Below are 14,985 nucleotides of genomic sequence, written 5' to 3'. Positions count from 1 at the left end.
ACGTGGCCCCGGGGCGGCAGGGGGCGGCCGGGATAAGGTGCTGCTCCCGCTGTTTCCCTCCTCCCCGGGCCGGTCCATGAGGTTGCAGACGTCCACGACCCCCCGCCCCTCGCCCGTGCCGACCGCCGGACGGCTCGCATGAGCGGGTGGGTGCTGGGGGCGGACTCCGGCGGTTCCGGACTGCGGATCGCGCTGGGCGCCGCCGACGACGGAAGCGGTGTCGCACCTCGCCCGGTGGGTGAGGTGTTGCGCTCCGGGCCGGTGCGCACCGGCCCGGAAGGTATCGACGCCGCGCACCTGCTGGAGCAGCTGGTTCCCGCGGCACACCGGTTGATCGACGCTGCCGGTGGCGGCCGGCTGGAAGCGGTCTGCCTGGGAGCGGCCGGGATGGCGACGCTCGGGAGCGGACTGCGCGAGGCGCTGCCGCCTGCGCTGGAGGCGTCCTTCGGTGTGCGGCGACTGGCGTTGGCCGCCGACGCGGTGACCGCGTACGCGGGTGCGCTGGGTGAACGGCCTGGGGTGGTGGTGGCTGCCGGTACCGGCATGATCGCGGTGGGCACGGACCTGCGGTGCTGGCGGCGGGCGGACGGCTGGGGCCATCTCCTCGGTGACTGCGGTGGCGGTGCCTGGATCGGGCGGGCCGGACTGGAGGCGGCGCTGCGTGCCGCGGACGGTCGCTCCGGTGGTTCGGCCGCGCTGCTCGCCCGGGTGGAGGCGGTGTTCGGCCCGGTGTGCGAGGTGCCGTCGCTGCTCTATCCGCGGGCCGACCGGGCCGCGGCGCTGGCCGCCTTCGCGCCGGAGGTGGCGCGATGCGCCGCGGACGACGACCCGGTGGCCGCTCGCATTCTTGACGGCGCCGCAGCCGAGATCGCCGACACGGCCGCCGCCGTGCACCCGGCCGGCCCGGCGGCCTCCGCCGGCCACGCGCCGGGCGCGGGCGCGGTGTCCGCTGCCGGTGGTGGCGCGATCGCCCTGACCGGCGGCTTGTTCAAGGTCGGCGACCCGCTTCTCTCGCGGCTGCACCGCCATCTGAGTGCCCGGCTGCCGGACGCCCCGCTCACTCCGTCGCTCGGCGATCCCCTGGCCGGGGCTCTGCTCGTCGCCGGTCGACTGGCCCGCGGCACGCTGCGACTGCCTTCCGATCCGCGCCTGCTGCACCTGCTGCACCGGCGCTGAACTGGGCCATTGACCGAACCCCACAAGGGCGCTACGCGTTCACAACGCCGACGCGCGGGAGGAAAGGGGACAGAACGGGATTGTCCCACCCCGCCCGAACACGCAAGCTCATCAAGGCATTAGCATGCGGCGCCATGAGCTCCTCCATTGGGCCCGAAGGTGGCCTGCCTGTACGAATGCCGCGTCCCCGCCAGCCCGGACGGCACCGCCGGCCGGAGCCCGTCGTCGCCCCCGAGGGCGCTCCCGCCCTCGTACTGGCCCTGCCCGGCGTACCCAGCGCGCAGCACCGCTGCCTTGCCGAGGAGCTCGTGAGCATAACCCGCTCCGAGCTTCCCGGCCTTGACGCGCGCATCGGCTGGGTCGACGGCGAGGACGAGGAGTTCCCGTCGTTGGAGTCCGTGCTCACGCGGACGGCTTCGGAGCGCGGAACCGGCGCCGACACGGAGGCGGAGGCCGACCAGGGCCCGCCGGCCGTCGTGGTCCCGCTGCTGGCCGGCCCGGACGCGGCACTGATGCGCCGGGTGCGCCAGGCCGTGCTGAACAGCGGTTCCGGCGCCGAGCTGACCGACGTGCTCGGGCCGCACCCCCTGCTCGCGGAGGCCGTGCACGTGCGGCTCTCCGAGGCCGGTCTGGCCCGCGCCGACCGGGCGCGGCTGTTCACCGTGGCGACGGCTGCCGACGGCATCATCCTGGCGACGATCGGCGGGGAGGACGCCGTGCAGGTCGCCGGGATCACCGGGATGCTGCTCGCCGCGCGCCTCGCCGTGCCGGTGCTCGCGGCCCCGCTGGACGAGGAGGGGGCCGTCGGGCGGATCGCCGAGCAGCTCACCGCGTCCGGCTCGCAGCAGCTGGCGCTGGCTCCGTGCATGATCGGCCCGGAGGTCCCCGAGGGACTGCTGGCCGCGGCTGCCGAGGAGGCGGGCTGCCAGGCGGCCGAGCCGCTGGGCGCGTACCCGGGGCTCGGCAAGCTGATCGCCTCGGCCTACGGCGCGAAGCTCGGCATCGGCGCGGGCCTGGGCTCGCCGCAGGGCGCGCCGGCACGCTGAGCCCGGCACACCGACTGAGCCCGGCACACTGAGCCGGCGCGACGGGCCCCGGACCGCGTGCCGCGCTGCGGGTCGGCAGGTCTGGAGTTTCTTGACCCCGGTGGTAGCCGGGCAGCACGGACACCGCGACAGGGCGGTCGGGAAACGGTGTGCGCACCGTTTCCCGACCGCCCTGTCGCGTGTGCGAGGCCTGGCGGGGGCGGGCGCACCCGGCCGCGGGCGCGTCAGCCGAAGACGACGCAGCTGGCCGCCGGGGCCGGCAGTGCGCCCGCACGCCGGGGCACGCCGGTGTCCGGGTCGAGGTGGAACCACACCACCTCGCCGGAGCGTTCGTTGGCCACGTAGAGCCGGTGCCCGGCGGGGTCGAGCGCCAGGTCCCGCGGCCAGTGGCCCCCGCACGGCACGGTGGCGACGAGTTCGGCCCGGTCACCGGCCAGGGCGAGCACGGCGATGGTGTCGTCACCCCGGTTCGCCGCCCAGGCGAACCGCCCGTCGGCGGAGACGACGAGACCCGAGGGGTGGTTGGCTCCGGCGGCGCCCGCCTCGCGGGTGGGGCACTCGCTGACGGGTTCCAGCCGTCCCGCCTCGGCGTCCCACCGGCAGACGGTGACCACCGAGTCGAGTTCGTGGATGACGTAAAGCCGGTCGCCACCGGGGTGGAACGCCAGGTGGCGGGGTCCGCTGCCGGGCCGCAGCGGCACCTCCTCGTGGCGGCTGGGGGCCGCACCGGCGTGGTTGAGGCGGTAGATCCACACCGAGTCGGTGCCGAGGTCGGAGGCGAGCAGCCAGCGCCAGCCGGCGTCGGCGACGACGGCGTGGGCGTGCGGGGCCTCCTGCCGTTCGGGGTGGGGACCGCTGCCCTTGTGCTCCAGCACGGTCAGGCGGCGCCCGTTGAGCGTGCCGTCCGCCCGCACCGGCAGGGAGCTGACGCTGCCGGAGGCGTAGTTGGCGGTGAACAGCTGGCCGGCGGCCACCGTGAGGTGGGTCGGGGAGGCACCACCCACGGACAGGGCGGAGGCGGTGAGCCGGGGTTCGTCCGGGTCGGCGAGGGAGAGCGCGGCGGCGGCGCCGTCCTCGGTCTCGCTGACGGCGTAGAGCACACCGCTGCCGGGCGCCAGGGCGAGGTAGGAGGGTTCGGGCACTGCGGCGGTGCGACCCAGCTCGGTGAGCGCGCCGCTGTCGGCGCCCACCGCCGCGGTGATGATGCCCGCCCCGCCCGCCGAGGTGAACGACCCGATGTACGCCCGCTGCCCGCTTCCGGTGACTCCCATGGAACCGCCTCTTCCCTGCGCCTGGTAGCGCCGCCCGCACTCCGTCGGCCCGACGGTAACAGTTGGTCTGGACCAGCGGGAGCGGGTGGGGGCTTTCCAGCCGCTTCCGCCCCGCCCTGGAGCCGGGGAGCCGCGGCGTTCCCGTACCCGGGCCGCTCGCGAGGTGTCAGGCGGTACCCAGCGGGGCCCTGGGCGCGCTGTGCAGCGGGGCCGCGAGGTGGTGCAGGGCCGCTTCGATGCGGTGCAGGTGCGCGAGGGCACGTTCGGCTCCGGGATGCCGCTCCGGCACCTCGACGGCGGCGACCTGGGGAGCGGTGTCCGCCGCTCCCTCGCGCACCAGGCGCTGCACGGCCGTCTCGACCCGGCGGCAGGCCGCAGCGAGGCGCGCGTCGTGGGAGGCGTCCGGGTCGGCGGCGACGGCGGCCAGGCCGCGGACCTCTCGGGCGCAGTCGTCCAGCAGGGCGATGACCTGGCGGGCCCTGGCCTTGCGGGCCCGCAGCGGGCTCAGCGGGTGTACCAGCGGGGCGAGTGCCGTGCGCACCCGGCCCAGCAGCACCTCCAGTTCGGCGACCCGGGGCGCGGGGTCGGCGGTCGCGTCACCGGCGAGGCGGCGGGCCGCGTCGGCCGTGCAGTGCCGCAGGCACACCAGGGAGCGCTGGATCCAGGCATGGGTGGTGGCGTGCGTGGTGATGGGCAGGATCAGGGCGACGGCGAGCGCCGCACCCAGCGCGCCCACCGCGGTCTCCTCCAACCGCAGGGTGAGCAGCCCCGCGTGCAGCACGCCGAACAGCCCGTAGAGCAGCCCGACGAGGACCGTCACGAAGAACATCATCCAGCTGTAGGAGACGGCCGCGGTGTAGAAGATGCCGAACACGCACACCGCGACGATCACCCCGGTCGGTGCCGGCGCCCCGTCCACGGGCAGGGCGACGAGCAGGCCGGCGGTGATGCCGACGACGGTGCCGAGCACCCGGCGGAATCCGCGCACCAGCGTCTCGCCGCGCGAGGCGGTGTTGACGAAGATCCACCACGCCGCGCCGACCGCCCAGTACCAGCGCTCGTGGGACAGCGCCTGCCCCGCGGCGAGCGCGAAGGCACAGGCGGCGGTGGCCTGGAATGCCTGCCGGGTGGTGGGCCTGCGCAGGCCCCGGCCGCCCAGCGGCGCGGGCGCGGCCGGCGGCGGGGTGCGGCGTTCGACGCACCACACGCCGAACCGCACGGCGGAGGAGGCGGCCAGCGCGGCCAGCACCGACAGCACCAGCGCCGGGACCTGCGCCGGGACGGGCTGCAGGAACTGGGCGACGAAGAACATCATGAAGGCGAAGATGCCCAGCGCGTTGCCCCGCGGCCCCCAACGCCTGGCGTACACGCCGAGGAAGACGATCAGCAGGAAGACGCCGTCGCGTACGGGACCGTGGTCGTGCAGCAGGGCGGCGAGCACCAGGACGGGCAGGCCGACCAGGGGCAGCAGCGCGGTGGTGACGGCCTGCCGGCGGACGGTCGTGTCGGTGACGGTGAACAGTGCGAGCAGCGCCGCGACCCCGCCGAGCACGACCGAGAGCAGTCCCGCACCGGTGAGTGCGGACGCGGCGACCGCGAGGCCCACACCGAGGACCGCGCGAAGCGAGGTGCGGAGCCGCAGACGGCCCGGGTCCGGCACGATCAATCTCCGACGCACTGCTCGCCCCCGCTCCCGCTGTCCGCATGCTGATACGACCATGAGGAAAGCATCTGTTGCCCCCTGCATCCAAATCGGCCCGTCGGTCTTGCGATGCTGGGGCCATGAGCACCGGCACACCGCGGCGCGCGGTGATCTTCGATCTTGACGGCACCCTGGTGGACAGCGAGCCGCACTACTACCGGGCGGGCCGCGAGGTGCTGGCTCGGCACGGTGTGCCCGGCTTCACCTGGGAGGAGCACACCCGCTTCATCGGTGTCGGCACCCGGGAGACGCTGGAGGAGCTGCGCCGGACCCACCACCTCGCGGCGCCCGTCGAGCAGCTGCTCGACGAGAAGAACGCCGCCTACCTCGCGCTGGCCCGCCGGTCGATGCCGGTCTTCCCACGGATGGCGGACTTCGTACGGCTGCTGCACGAAGCCGGCCATCCCCTGATCGTCGCCTCGGGATCCTCCCGGACCGCCATCGAGGCCGTACTGACCGGCACCGGCCTGGCTTCCCGGCTGCCCCGGTGGGTGTCCGCCGAGGAGGTGGCGCGCGGCAAACCGGAGCCCGACGTGTTCCTGGAGGCGGCCCGGCGGATGGGAGCCGATCCGGCGGCCTGCGTGGTCGTCGAGGACGCGCCGGCCGGCGTGCGCGCCGCGGCGGCGGCCGGCATGGCCTGCATCGCCGTGCCGTACGCGGGCGGCGCGGCGGACGATCCGGCGTTCGCCGCGGCGCAGCTCTGCTTCCCCGACGGCCAGGAGGGCTTCGACGCCTCGGCCGCCTACGCCTGGGTCCGCGACCGGGCCTGAGCACTCCCCCTGCCCCCGGGGACTGGCCGACCGCGTCGCACGGCCGGATGATCGCAGCATGAGCGATCAGCCGCGCGAGACCGCGCCGAGCACCCCCGGCCCGCCCGGTGCGCCGGTCGCGCCCGGACGGGTCAGGATGGCGGACCGGGCCGGACGCTGGGTGCTGCTCACCACGGTGCTGGGCTCCGGCATGGCCATGCTCGACGGGACCGTGGTCAACGTGGCCCTGCCGCAGATCGGCTCCGAACTCGGTGCCGACCTCGCGGTGCTCCAGTGGACGGTCAACGCCTACCTGTTGACGCTCGCCGGACTCATCCTGCTGGGTGGCGCACTGGGCGACCGGTACGGGCGGCGCCGCGTCTTCGTGGTCGGGGTCGTCTGGTTCGCGCTGGCCTCGCTGCTGTGCGGCGTGGCGTGGAACGCGGGTGTTCTGATCGGCGCCCGCGCCCTCCAGGGGGTGGGCGGGGCGCTGCTGACACCGGGCTCGCTGGCGCTGATCCAGGCGTCGTTCCACCCGCACGACCGCGCCCGTGCGGTCGGGGCCTGGTCAGGCCTGGGCGGGGTGGCAGCCGCCGTGGGGCCGTTCCTGGGCGGCTGGCTGGTGGACGGCCCCGGCTGGCGCTGGGTGTTCCTGCTGAACGTGCCGCTGGCGCTGGTCTGCGTGCCGGTGGCGTTGCGGCACGTCCCCGAGAGCCGCGATCCGGCGGCCACCGGCCGCTTCGACGTGGCCGGGGCGCTGTTGGCGGCCCTGGCGCTCGGCGGGATCACCTACGCGCTGATCGGCGCCCCGGAGCAGGGCACCGGCCCGGTGGTGCTGGCATCGGCTGCGGGCGGTTTGCTGCTGGGCGCGGCCTTCGTCCTGGTGGAGCGGCGGCGGGCCGCTCCGATGCTGCCGCCGGGTCTGTTCGCGTCCCGCCAGTTCACCGCCGTGAACGCGGTCACGGGCTGCGTCTACGCGGCGTTCGGCGGCTTCTTCTTCCTCACTGTGGTCCATCTGCAGGTGGTGGTGGGCTACTCGGCGCTGGAGGCCGGTACCGCCCTGCTGCCGACGACGCTGCTGATGCTGGCGCTGTCGGCCCGCTCGGGCGCGCTGGGGCGGCGGATCGGCCCCCGGGTGCCTCTGACCGCGGGACCGCTGCTGTGCGCCGCGGGACTGCTGCTGATGCTGCGGGTGGGCCCGCAGGCCTCCTACGTGCGGGACGTGCTGCCCGCGCTGGTGGTGCTCGGCATGGGCATGGTCACCCTGGTGGCGCCGCTCACCGCGACGGTGCTGGCCTCCGTGCCGGTGGCCCGCGCCGGGCTGGCCAGCGGCGTCAACAACGCGGTGGCCCGGGCCGCCGGGCTGCTGGCGGTGGCGGCGCTGCCGCTGCTGGTCGGCATGGCACCGGACGCCTATCGCGATCCGGCGGCGTTCGATGCGGCCTTTCAGCGGGCCATGGTCTGGTGCGCGGGTGTGCTGGTGGCGGGCGCGGCGCTCGCCTTCCTCACCGTGCGCCGGGAGACGCTCGCGGACGACGAGGCCCCCGAAGCAGCCGGGCACGACGAGCACGCCGGGGAAGCAGTCGCCGACGGCACAAGCACCGGACGCGCGGTCGCCGAGCCGGTGCCTGAGTGCCGCACGCACTGCGCGCTCAGCGCCCCGCCCCTCCTGCCCGGCCCCGCCCCGGCGGACGACCCCGTTGATGGCGGACGCCCCGAGACCTGAGGCAGCTCACCCCTCCCCCCTCTCACACTGCGGGCGTGGGCGGCGGGAGAAATCACCGTGACGGGCCGGCAGAGCGAGCGGGGCACGCATCATGGACGTGGTGAGGGCAGCGTCTGGTGAGAGGATCGGGGATGAGTTTCCGGCTGGCGGCGTACGGGGTGTGCATCGAGGACGGACGGGTGCTGCTCGCCTGCCACAACACGGCGGCGGGACGGATCAACTGGACCCTTCCGGGAGGAGGGGTCGAGCACATGGAGGATCCGTTCGACGCGGTGGTCCGGGAGGTCGCCGAGGAGACCGGTCTGGACGCGGTGGTCGAACGCCTCCTGGGCGTGGACTCAAGAGTCATTCCCGCAGCCGAACGCACCGTCCCCGATGGGCACCCGCACCAGAACGTCGGCATCTTCTACCAGGTCCGCATCACCGGGGGCCACATCCGACCTGAACCGAACGGCGAGATCACCGGGGCGGTCTGGACTCCGCTTCCCGAGGTCCGCGGTCTGCACCGGTCGTCGCTGGTCGACATCGGCCTCGCCCTGGCCCGGACCCTTCCGGCCACCGGTCACGTTGCCCCCGTCCCGGCCGGCGGGCTGCTCCAGCACTGAGGCAACCACCGCTGCCCACCTGCTGCTTGACTGCCCCCGGATCCGACGGCCTGCCGGACACGCTCCGGACCGGCTCCGGGTCGTCGGGCCGGCAGGACGAGGGGCTGCGCGGGGCGGCCGTTGCGGGAGCGTCCCGTAGGACCCGTTCCCGCAACGGCCGCGTCAGCGACCGCTGTTCTGGCAGCGGTCAGTTGAACAACCGTCAGCCCAGCGTCGCCAGCGCCTGGTTGAGGGTCTGCGAGGGCCGCATGACGGCCGCCGCCTTCTCCGCGTCCGGACGGTAGTAACCGCCGATGTCGGCCGACGAGCCCTGCACGGCGACCAGTTCCTCGACGATCGTCTGCTCCTGCTCCCCCAGCGTCTTCGCGAGCGAGGCGAACGCCTCGGCCAGCTGCGCGTCCTCGGTCTGCTTCGCCAGCTCCTGCGCCCAGTAGAGCGCCAGGTAGAAGTGGCTGCCGCGGTTGTCGATACCGCCGAGGCGGCGGCTGGGCGACTTGTCCTCGTTGAGGAACGTCGCGGTCGCCCGGTCCAGGGTGTCAGCGAGCACCTGGGCGCGCGCGTTGTCCGTGGTCTGGGCGAGGTGCTCGAAGCTGACGGCGAGGGCGAGGAACTCGCCCAGGCTGTCCCAGCGCAGGTAGTTGTCCTTGACGAGCTGCTGCACGTGCTTGGGCGCCGAACCGCCGGCTCCGGTCTCGAACAGGCCGCCGCCGTTGATCAGCGGAACGACGGAGAGCATCTTGGCGCTGGTGCCCAGCTCCAGGATCGGGAACAGGTCCGTCAGGTAGTCGCGCAGCACGTTGCCGGTGACGGAGATGGTGTCCTCACCGCGGCGGATGCGCTCCAGCGAGAAGGCGATCGCCTCGGCGGGCGCCATGATCTCGATCTGGAGCCCGTCCGTGTCGTGCTCGGGCAGGTACGCCTTGACCTTGGCGATGAGGTTGGCGTCGTGGGCGCGGTTCTCGTCCAGCCAGAACACGGCCGGAACGCCGGTGGCGCGGGCACGCGTGACGGCCAGCTTCACCCAGTCCCGGATCGGCAGGTCCTTGGTCTGGCACATGCGCCAGATGTCACCGGTGCTGACCGCGTGCTCCAGCACGACGTTGCCGGCGCCGTCGACCACGCGGACCGTGCCGGTGGTGGGGATCTCGAAGGTCTTGTCGTGGCTGCCGTACTCCTCGGCCTTCTGCGCCATCAGCCCGACGTTGGGCACCGAGCCCATGGTGGCCGGGTCGTAGGCGCCGTGGGCGCGGCAGTCGTCGATGACCACCTGGTAGATGCCCGCGTAGCTGCTGTCCGGGATGACCGCCAGCGTGTCGGCCTCTTCACCGTCGGGACCCCACATGTGGCCCGAGGTGCGGATCATCGCCGGCATGGAGGCGTCGACGATGACGTCGCTCGGCACGTGCAGGTTGGTGATGCCGCGGTCGGAGTCGACCATGGCCAGGGCCGGGCCCTCGGCCAGCTCGGCCTCGAAGGACGCCTTGATCTCGGCGCCCTCGGGCAGCGCCTCCAGGCCCTTGAGAATGCCGCCCAGACCGTCGTTCGGGCTGAGACCTGCGGCGACCAGCGCATCACCGTGCGCCGCGAAGGTCTTCGGGAAGAAGGCGCGGACCACGTGGCCGAAGACGATCGGGTCGGCGACCTTCATCATCGTGGCCTTGAGGTGCACCGAGAACAGCACGTCCTCGGACTTGGCGCGGGCGATCTGGGCGGTCAGGAACTCGCGCAGCGCGGCGACGCGCATCACGGAGGCGTCCACGACCTCGCCGGCGAGCACGGGTACCGACTCGCGCAGCACGGTGGTCGTGCCGTCGTCACCGGCCAGCTCGATGCGCAGCGAGCCGTCCTCGGCGATCACCGCGGACTTCTCCGTGGAGCGGAAGTCCTCGGCGTCCATGTGGGCGACGTTCGTCTTCGACTCGGAGGTCCAGGCACCCATGCTGTGCGGGTGCGCCTTGGCGTAGTTCTTCACCGAGGCGGGCGCACGGCGGTCGGAGTTGCCCTCGCGCAGCACCGGGTTCACGGCGCTGCCCTTGACCTTGTCGTAGCGGGCGCGGACATCGCGCTCCTCGTCGGTCTTCGGGTCGTCCGGGTAGTCCGGCAGCGCGAAGCCCTGCTCCTGCAGCTCGGCGACGGCCGCCTTCAGCTGCGGGATGGACGCCGAGATGTTGGGCAGCTTGATGATGTTCGCGCCGGGAGTCTTGGCCAGCTCGCCGAGCTCGGCGAGCGCGTCGTCGATGCGCTGCCCCTCCTCGAGGTACTCGGGGAAGCCTGCGATGATGCGCCCCGCCAGGGAGATGTCACGGCTCTCGACGGAGACCCCCGCGGTCGAGGCGTATGCCTCGATGACGGGCAGGAACGAATACGTCGCGAGGGCCGGAGCCTCGTCGGTCTGCGTGTAGATGATGGTCGAGTCAGTCACCGGGTACTCCGCTCCACGTCTGCAACATTGCTCGACATCAAGATATCTCCTGACCGTGCCCGGATCGACAGGGCCCCGCTGAGGCTCGACCGGATCACGACGCCCGGCCCCCGGGGGACGGGACGGCCCCTGGCGGGAGGCGGTCAGGGCAGAGCCGGTCCGGGTGGGAGGCCGGTGCGGTCGGAGGTGGGCCAGACGTACGGCAGGCCGGCCGGGACGTCGGGGAACAGCGGCCGGTAGTACGCGGGGTCCTTGCCCACCAGGGCCGAGCGGTGACTGCGGTGGAACTCCTCGTCACCCAGCCAGGGCGGCAGCTCCCCCGCCTCCGCCAGCTCCGTCCCGTCCCGCACGTGTCCCCGGTGGCCCGCCTCCGCCAGGTCCCCGACCAGCAGCGCCGCACAGGTGTCGGCACGACCGGCCTCCGTCCAGACCGCGCAGACGGCCAGCCCGTAGCGGACCAGCGCCTCCCGGTAGCCGATCCACATCTTCACGGCCGGGTGGTGCCGCCAGCCGTAGCCGGGCACGGTGAGACCACGCAGTACCTGCAACGCCTCGACCCGCTGCTTGCCCAGCCGGCGCGGGTCGAGCGCCCGAGCGCTCTCGGTAAAGTCCGCGTACGGCAGGAACGTCTGCATACCTCGTTCCTACCTCGCCTCCCCGACAGCCGCCCGGCAGGCTGCGCCGGACGCCGCACCTGCACCCGGGCACCCAGGCACCCAGGCACGACATCCTTGGAGGCCCGCATATGCACCCCCGCTCACGCAACCTCACACAGCTGTCGCCCTGAGCGCTGCTGCGGCTGGACTTGCGCCAGGCGAGGTCGGGCAGACCGGTCATGACGCTCCTCGCGTCTGCTCAGGGAGGCCCGAGAAGTGATCGCCGAATCCCCTGAGAGCAAAGGCCGTTGGCTGCCTGGAACGGACCCCGCCGGACACGGCATGGAGGTCCTCACCCGCCCGTACGGCAGCGGTGATCCGGCAGCGTCATGACCGAGTAGACCAGTACCGGGGGCCTTGGTCGTCAGACCACGGCAGCCATCTGGAGAATCCCGACTCCCGCCGACGCAGGCCCGGCGCCCTGCCAGGCACCGGGCCTGCGTCGGCGGGGCCCCTGAAGGATCAGCCCATGAACGTGGAGCATTCCTTGCCCGAGCCGCGATGGACAGCGACGTCTCCCGGAGTCCAGTCGACGAAGACGCACCGGGGCAGGCCGAAGAACGACGCCGGATAGCGCACCCGGACATCATCGTCCAGGTATCGCGTTCCGTCCGCGAGGACCGAGACGGCGTCGAACACCTCGTCGTAGAGGACGTCGTCCGCCTCCCAGGCGGAGTACGTCTCCAGACTGGTCCCGGCAAACCGGTCGTGCAGTTCCTGTTCGAGCGACGCCTGACGAAGCTGCGCGCCGAAGTACGTTCCCGCCACGACAGCCACGACAAGGCCGGCGGCGGAACCAGCAGCGAGCACCGTCTGCCTCCGGGAGAACCGGGGTGCCGCGTCCGTGGGCCGCCGCAGCCGCAGGAGAAGACTCCCGGCGAGAACGCCGAGCGCACCGCCCGCACTGTTCGCGAACAGGTCGGCCACGTCGTTGGCCCCGAGGCCGGTCACCCCCTGAAGGCACTCGACGAGGAACGACAGGCCTGCCATGGCCGCCAGTACCCGCAGCGCTCTGCCGGTCAGCAGCGTCCAGAAAAGGCCGGCCGGGACGAACAGCGCTACGTTCAGCAGTACTTCGGTGCTTGAGAACGGGTCATAGGAGATCCGCTGCCAGCCGCTCGTCGACCAGTGGAGCAGTGCCTGCGGAGCGAAGGCCAGACCCCCGCCACGGAACAGGGCCACGGAGAGGATCAGGCCGACGGAGGCGAGCGCGGCGAAGGTCAGGCCGCCGTGCCGGTCACCGGCCCCCCTGCGACGTACCACCCACGCCACGCCGGCCGAGGTCAAGGTCAGGACCAGCAGCGGCAGCGCCACGCCCTCGCCGGCCAGAGACCAGACGGTGTGGACAACCTCACGAAAACTCATCAGCCCGCCGTGTCCCTATCCGCATCCGAGTGCTCACAGCTGTCGGCCACATAGTCCGCGAGTGCGTCCAACTCACCGCCGGCCGCTTCCTCGGCGATTCCGTTGAAGAGGGCGTGGCCGTTCTTGTCAATGGCATCCCACACGTCAAGGGTCGGGAACTTCTTGAGCTGGGCGAGCGCCCGTTGCTCGGCCTGCCCATCGGTCAGCGCCAGCCTGGCCCACGAGCAGTACCACTGAAACTGCGCAGTTTGTTTCCCCACCCCCTGCTCGAACTTCATGGCCCCTTCGGGACCGGCCGAGTCGGTGGCCAACTGCCCGGGCCGAGGATCCCAGTTGTCCCCGGGAGCGAGTTCCAGGCGCTCGGCCTCTGTGCTGTACTCCGCCAGAATTTCCTTCTCGTCCAACAGAACCGGGTGACCCGTATCGGCACTCGTAAGGCCGCAGGCGGTCAATGATCCCGCCGAAACAAGCACGAGAAACGCCCGCCTCGCCACGGAAGTCATAATGCTGCCTTTCCGGGGTCGGCTGCTGTGCACACGAAGACCCTGCGCACAGCAGCCAACACGATGAGTTACCCGCCGTCAGTAGTCCAGGCTGCCCGAGAAGTCGGTGGTCGGCCTCTCGCTCCCCTTCCGCTCATTCACGCAAGTGAACTGCACCCGGAAGGCAGTGTTCTTCTTCGAGTACTTGCCCATGTTCTGCCACTTGTCAAGCGGAGGGTAGTAGCGGGCCGACGAGGTGCCTCCCGTGTTCTCGTTCTTCGTCCTCATCTTGACGCCGAGCTTGCCCGTGTCGGACAGCTTCACCCGCACCTGCTTGTTGGCGGTACTGGTGTACCTGACATTGTTGGACGTGTACCAGGAGCACGGACCCCAGGCAGTCGACCCGGAGACCGGAGCCGTTGCCGCATGTGCCGACGGGAGGGGGCCGAGCAGGACCGCTCCTGTGAGTGCCGCGGTCGCGGCGGCCGCCAGCTTGGTCTTCGCTACAATGCGCTTGGTTCTCACCCTGTTCTCCTTCTCTGTGGACAGTGAGGCCACCGCCCCGTGACGTCGCACCGCCGCGGGGCGTTTTTGCGCACTGGCCAGCGCGAAGAGAAAGCACAGCAGAAGGGGGTATCGAACCCCGAGAAAGAGGGCGCAAAAAGGACAGAAAGCGTCCACCCTCTGAGAACTTCCCCCGTATTACGTTTCCCCGTTTGCCGCGCCGGTCAGGCTGCGCGACACAGAAGATAGACGAACACTTAGCAGCAACGCAAGCACGCCCCAAAGGAAAGCAAAGCAAGAGATCAAGAATCCACCCGCAATGCAATGAAAAGGACAAAGCAACCATCGCCACCAGCAGTGCTTCACCGTACTGAAACGACAGGCTCTCTGGAACGTCGAGTGCTGTGCGGGTCGCGTAGAGCAGGGCATCACTCCGCCCAGCGCCTCCTCACGCTGCGCGGCCGGAGCCCCGTCTCACGGTCCGCCTGTCCCGGTATCGGACCTCGGTGGCCCGGCCGGGCCACCAGCAGCGGCCTTCACACCGACGTCCGGCACGCAACCCGAGCGTCGGCCGTTAGAGAAAGGCGTGTGCGCCATGTGGTGCGGACCCGACGCGGGGAGACGTGGATGATCATCTGGGTGAACGGCGCCTTCGGGAGCGGCAAGACCACCCTTGTTGCCGAGCTGCACAGACGCCTGCCTGCCGCTCTTGTCCTCGACCCGGAGCAGGTCGGCTTCCTGCTGCGGGGCATTGTCGACGTGCCGACCGGGGACTTCCAGGACCTGCGGTTGTGGCGGCAGCAGACGGCGGGCCTGGCCGCGGGTCTGTGGCAGGAGTACAACCGCCCGGTTCTGGTACCCATGACGCTCGTCGACGCCGGACACCTTGCGGAGATCTTCACGGCACTGGAGAACGCCGGTACACCCCTGCACCACTTCTTCCTCCGGGTTCCGCCCGACGTCCTGGCCCGGCGGATCGACGCCCGGACCGTCGCGCCGCACGATCCCGAGCGCGACCGGGCGGCCCGCGCGTGGTGCAGGGCGCAGGTCGGAAGGTGTGTGGCCGCCGCGGACTTCATGCCGCCAGGCACGGTTTTCCTGGACGGTGAACGCCCCTGCCGGGACCTGGCCGACGAGGTGCTGGTTCGCGTCGGTTCGGGCATGCGCGGGTAGCGGTGCCAGGCCACTCCCCCGGGGCCGGACAGGCGCAGGTCCAGCATGTTGCGTAAGCCCAGGAAGTCCAGGCCCCTGCCTGCCACTCGCGGGAGTGTCCGCCCCGTC

The 14,985-nt window shown here is 72.1% G+C and carries 13 protein-coding genes; 6 read left to right on the top strand and 7 right to left on the bottom strand.

Annotated features, from left to right (window positions below; genetic code table 11):
- Positions 1-138: 138 nt before the first annotated feature.
- Together QNO07_RS14880 and QNO07_RS14875 are read left to right on the top strand one after the other, a co-directional pair.
- Complete coding sequence (locus QNO07_RS14880; protein ID WP_283992476.1) at positions 139-1,176, top strand: N-acetylglucosamine kinase; 1,038 nt, start codon at positions 139-141, stop codon at positions 1,174-1,176.
- A 134-nt stretch (positions 1,177-1,310) separates the two neighbouring features.
- Entirely contained in the window at positions 1,311-2,222 is a 912-nt protein-coding gene (locus tag QNO07_RS14875; RefSeq protein ID WP_283992475.1) for a sirohydrochlorin chelatase family protein, read from the top strand.
- Between the two features lie 224 nt (positions 2,223-2,446).
- Here the strand turns inward: QNO07_RS14875 and QNO07_RS14870 are convergent, their stop codons facing one another.
- Together QNO07_RS14870 and QNO07_RS14865 are read right to left on the bottom strand one after the other, a co-directional pair.
- Entirely contained in the window at positions 2,447-3,493 is a 1,047-nt protein-coding gene (locus tag QNO07_RS14870) for a lactonase family protein (RefSeq protein ID WP_283992474.1), read from the bottom strand.
- A gap of 166 nt (positions 3,494-3,659) precedes the next feature.
- Positions 3,660-5,213, bottom strand: a complete 1,554-nt coding sequence (locus tag QNO07_RS14865; RefSeq protein ID WP_283992473.1) for an FUSC family protein — start codon at positions 5,211-5,213, stop codon at positions 3,660-3,662.
- A gap of 62 nt (positions 5,214-5,275) precedes the next feature.
- Between QNO07_RS14865 and QNO07_RS14860 the strand changes: the two genes are divergently transcribed.
- The 3 genes from QNO07_RS14860 (at position 5,276) to QNO07_RS14850 (ending at position 8,275) form a co-directional block, all read left to right on the top strand.
- Complete coding sequence (locus QNO07_RS14860) at positions 5,276-5,965, top strand: HAD family hydrolase (RefSeq protein WP_283992472.1); 690 nt, start codon at positions 5,276-5,278, stop codon at positions 5,963-5,965.
- Positions 5,966-6,101: 136 nt separating this feature from the next.
- A complete protein-coding gene (locus QNO07_RS14855; protein ID WP_502961855.1) occupies positions 6,102-7,670 on the top strand; it encodes an MFS transporter in 1,569 nt (522 codons plus the stop codon).
- Between the two features lie 131 nt (positions 7,671-7,801).
- Entirely contained in the window at positions 7,802-8,275 is a 474-nt protein-coding gene (locus QNO07_RS14850; protein WP_283992470.1) for an NUDIX hydrolase, read from the top strand.
- Between the two features lie 202 nt (positions 8,276-8,477).
- Here QNO07_RS14850 and QNO07_RS14845 read toward each other — a convergent pair whose 3' ends face one another.
- From QNO07_RS14845 to QNO07_RS14825, 5 genes are all read right to left on the bottom strand, one after another.
- Positions 8,478-10,697 (bottom strand): NADP-dependent isocitrate dehydrogenase, encoded by a 2,220-nt coding sequence (locus tag QNO07_RS14845; protein WP_283992469.1) that lies wholly within the window; start codon positions 10,695-10,697, stop codon positions 8,478-8,480.
- A 143-nt stretch (positions 10,698-10,840) separates the two neighbouring features.
- Positions 10,841-11,332, bottom strand: a complete 492-nt coding sequence (locus tag QNO07_RS14840) for an MSMEG_6728 family protein (protein ID WP_283992468.1) — start codon at positions 11,330-11,332, stop codon at positions 10,841-10,843.
- 483 nt (positions 11,333-11,815) lie between these two features.
- Positions 11,816-12,718 carry a VanZ family protein gene (locus QNO07_RS14835; RefSeq protein ID WP_283992467.1) on the bottom strand — a complete coding sequence of 301 codons (903 nt, stop codon included), beginning with the start codon at positions 12,716-12,718 and terminating at the stop codon, positions 11,816-11,818.
- The gene (locus QNO07_RS14830) at positions 12,718-13,122 is read right to left on the bottom strand and encodes a hypothetical protein (protein WP_283992466.1); all 405 of its coding nucleotides are present in this window, start codon (positions 13,120-13,122) and stop codon (positions 12,718-12,720) included. The genes QNO07_RS14835 and QNO07_RS14830 overlap by 1 nt, the downstream gene beginning before the upstream one ends.
- A 177-nt stretch (positions 13,123-13,299) precedes the next feature.
- On the bottom strand, positions 13,300-13,725 hold the full coding sequence (locus QNO07_RS14825) for a hypothetical protein (protein ID WP_283992465.1): 426 nt from the start codon (positions 13,723-13,725) through the stop codon (positions 13,300-13,302).
- A gap of 606 nt (positions 13,726-14,331) precedes the next feature.
- Here QNO07_RS14825 and QNO07_RS14820 point away from each other — a divergent pair.
- Entirely contained in the window at positions 14,332-14,877 is a 546-nt protein-coding gene (locus tag QNO07_RS14820; protein ID WP_283992464.1) for a P-loop nucleotide/nucleoside kinase family protein, read from the top strand.
- Positions 14,878-14,985: the final 108 nt, after the last annotated feature.

The sequence above is a fragment of the Streptomyces sp. 549 genome (assembly GCF_030124175.1).
Classification (GTDB): domain Bacteria; phylum Actinomycetota; class Actinomycetes; order Streptomycetales; family Streptomycetaceae; genus Streptomyces.
Note: the sequence above shows the minus strand (reverse complement) of the source record. Positions and strands in the feature narration are given on the sequence as shown.

Bases quoted from the DNA above. Each gene is read 5' to 3' on its own strand.
- QNO07_RS14860 (WP_283992472.1), top strand. From the start codon at position 5,276: ATGAGCACCGGCACACCGCGGCGCGCGGTGATCTTCGATCTTGACGGC.
- QNO07_RS14875 (WP_283992475.1), top strand. From the start codon at position 1,311: ATGAGCTCCTCCATTGGGCCCGAAGGTGGCCTGCCTGTACGAATGCCG.
- QNO07_RS14855 (WP_502961855.1), top strand. From the start codon at position 6,102: ATGGCGGACCGGGCCGGACGCTGGGTGCTGCTCACCACGGTGCTGGGC.
- QNO07_RS14835 (WP_283992467.1), bottom strand. From the start codon at position 12,718: ATGAGTTTTCGTGAGGTTGTCCACACCGTCTGGTCTCTGGCCGGCGAG.
- QNO07_RS14870 (WP_283992474.1), bottom strand. From the start codon at position 3,493: ATGGGAGTCACCGGAAGCGGGCAGCGGGCGTACATCGGGTCGTTCACC.
- QNO07_RS14880 (WP_283992476.1), top strand. From the start codon at position 139: ATGAGCGGGTGGGTGCTGGGGGCGGACTCCGGCGGTTCCGGACTGCGG.
- QNO07_RS14820 (WP_283992464.1), top strand. From the start codon at position 14,332: ATGATCATCTGGGTGAACGGCGCCTTCGGGAGCGGCAAGACCACCCTT.
- QNO07_RS14865 (WP_283992473.1), bottom strand. From the start codon at position 5,213: ATGGTCGTATCAGCATGCGGACAGCGGGAGCGGGGGCGAGCAGTGCGT.
- QNO07_RS14850 (WP_283992470.1), top strand. From the start codon at position 7,802: ATGAGTTTCCGGCTGGCGGCGTACGGGGTGTGCATCGAGGACGGACGG.
- QNO07_RS14840 (WP_283992468.1), bottom strand. From the start codon at position 11,332: ATGCAGACGTTCCTGCCGTACGCGGACTTTACCGAGAGCGCTCGGGCG.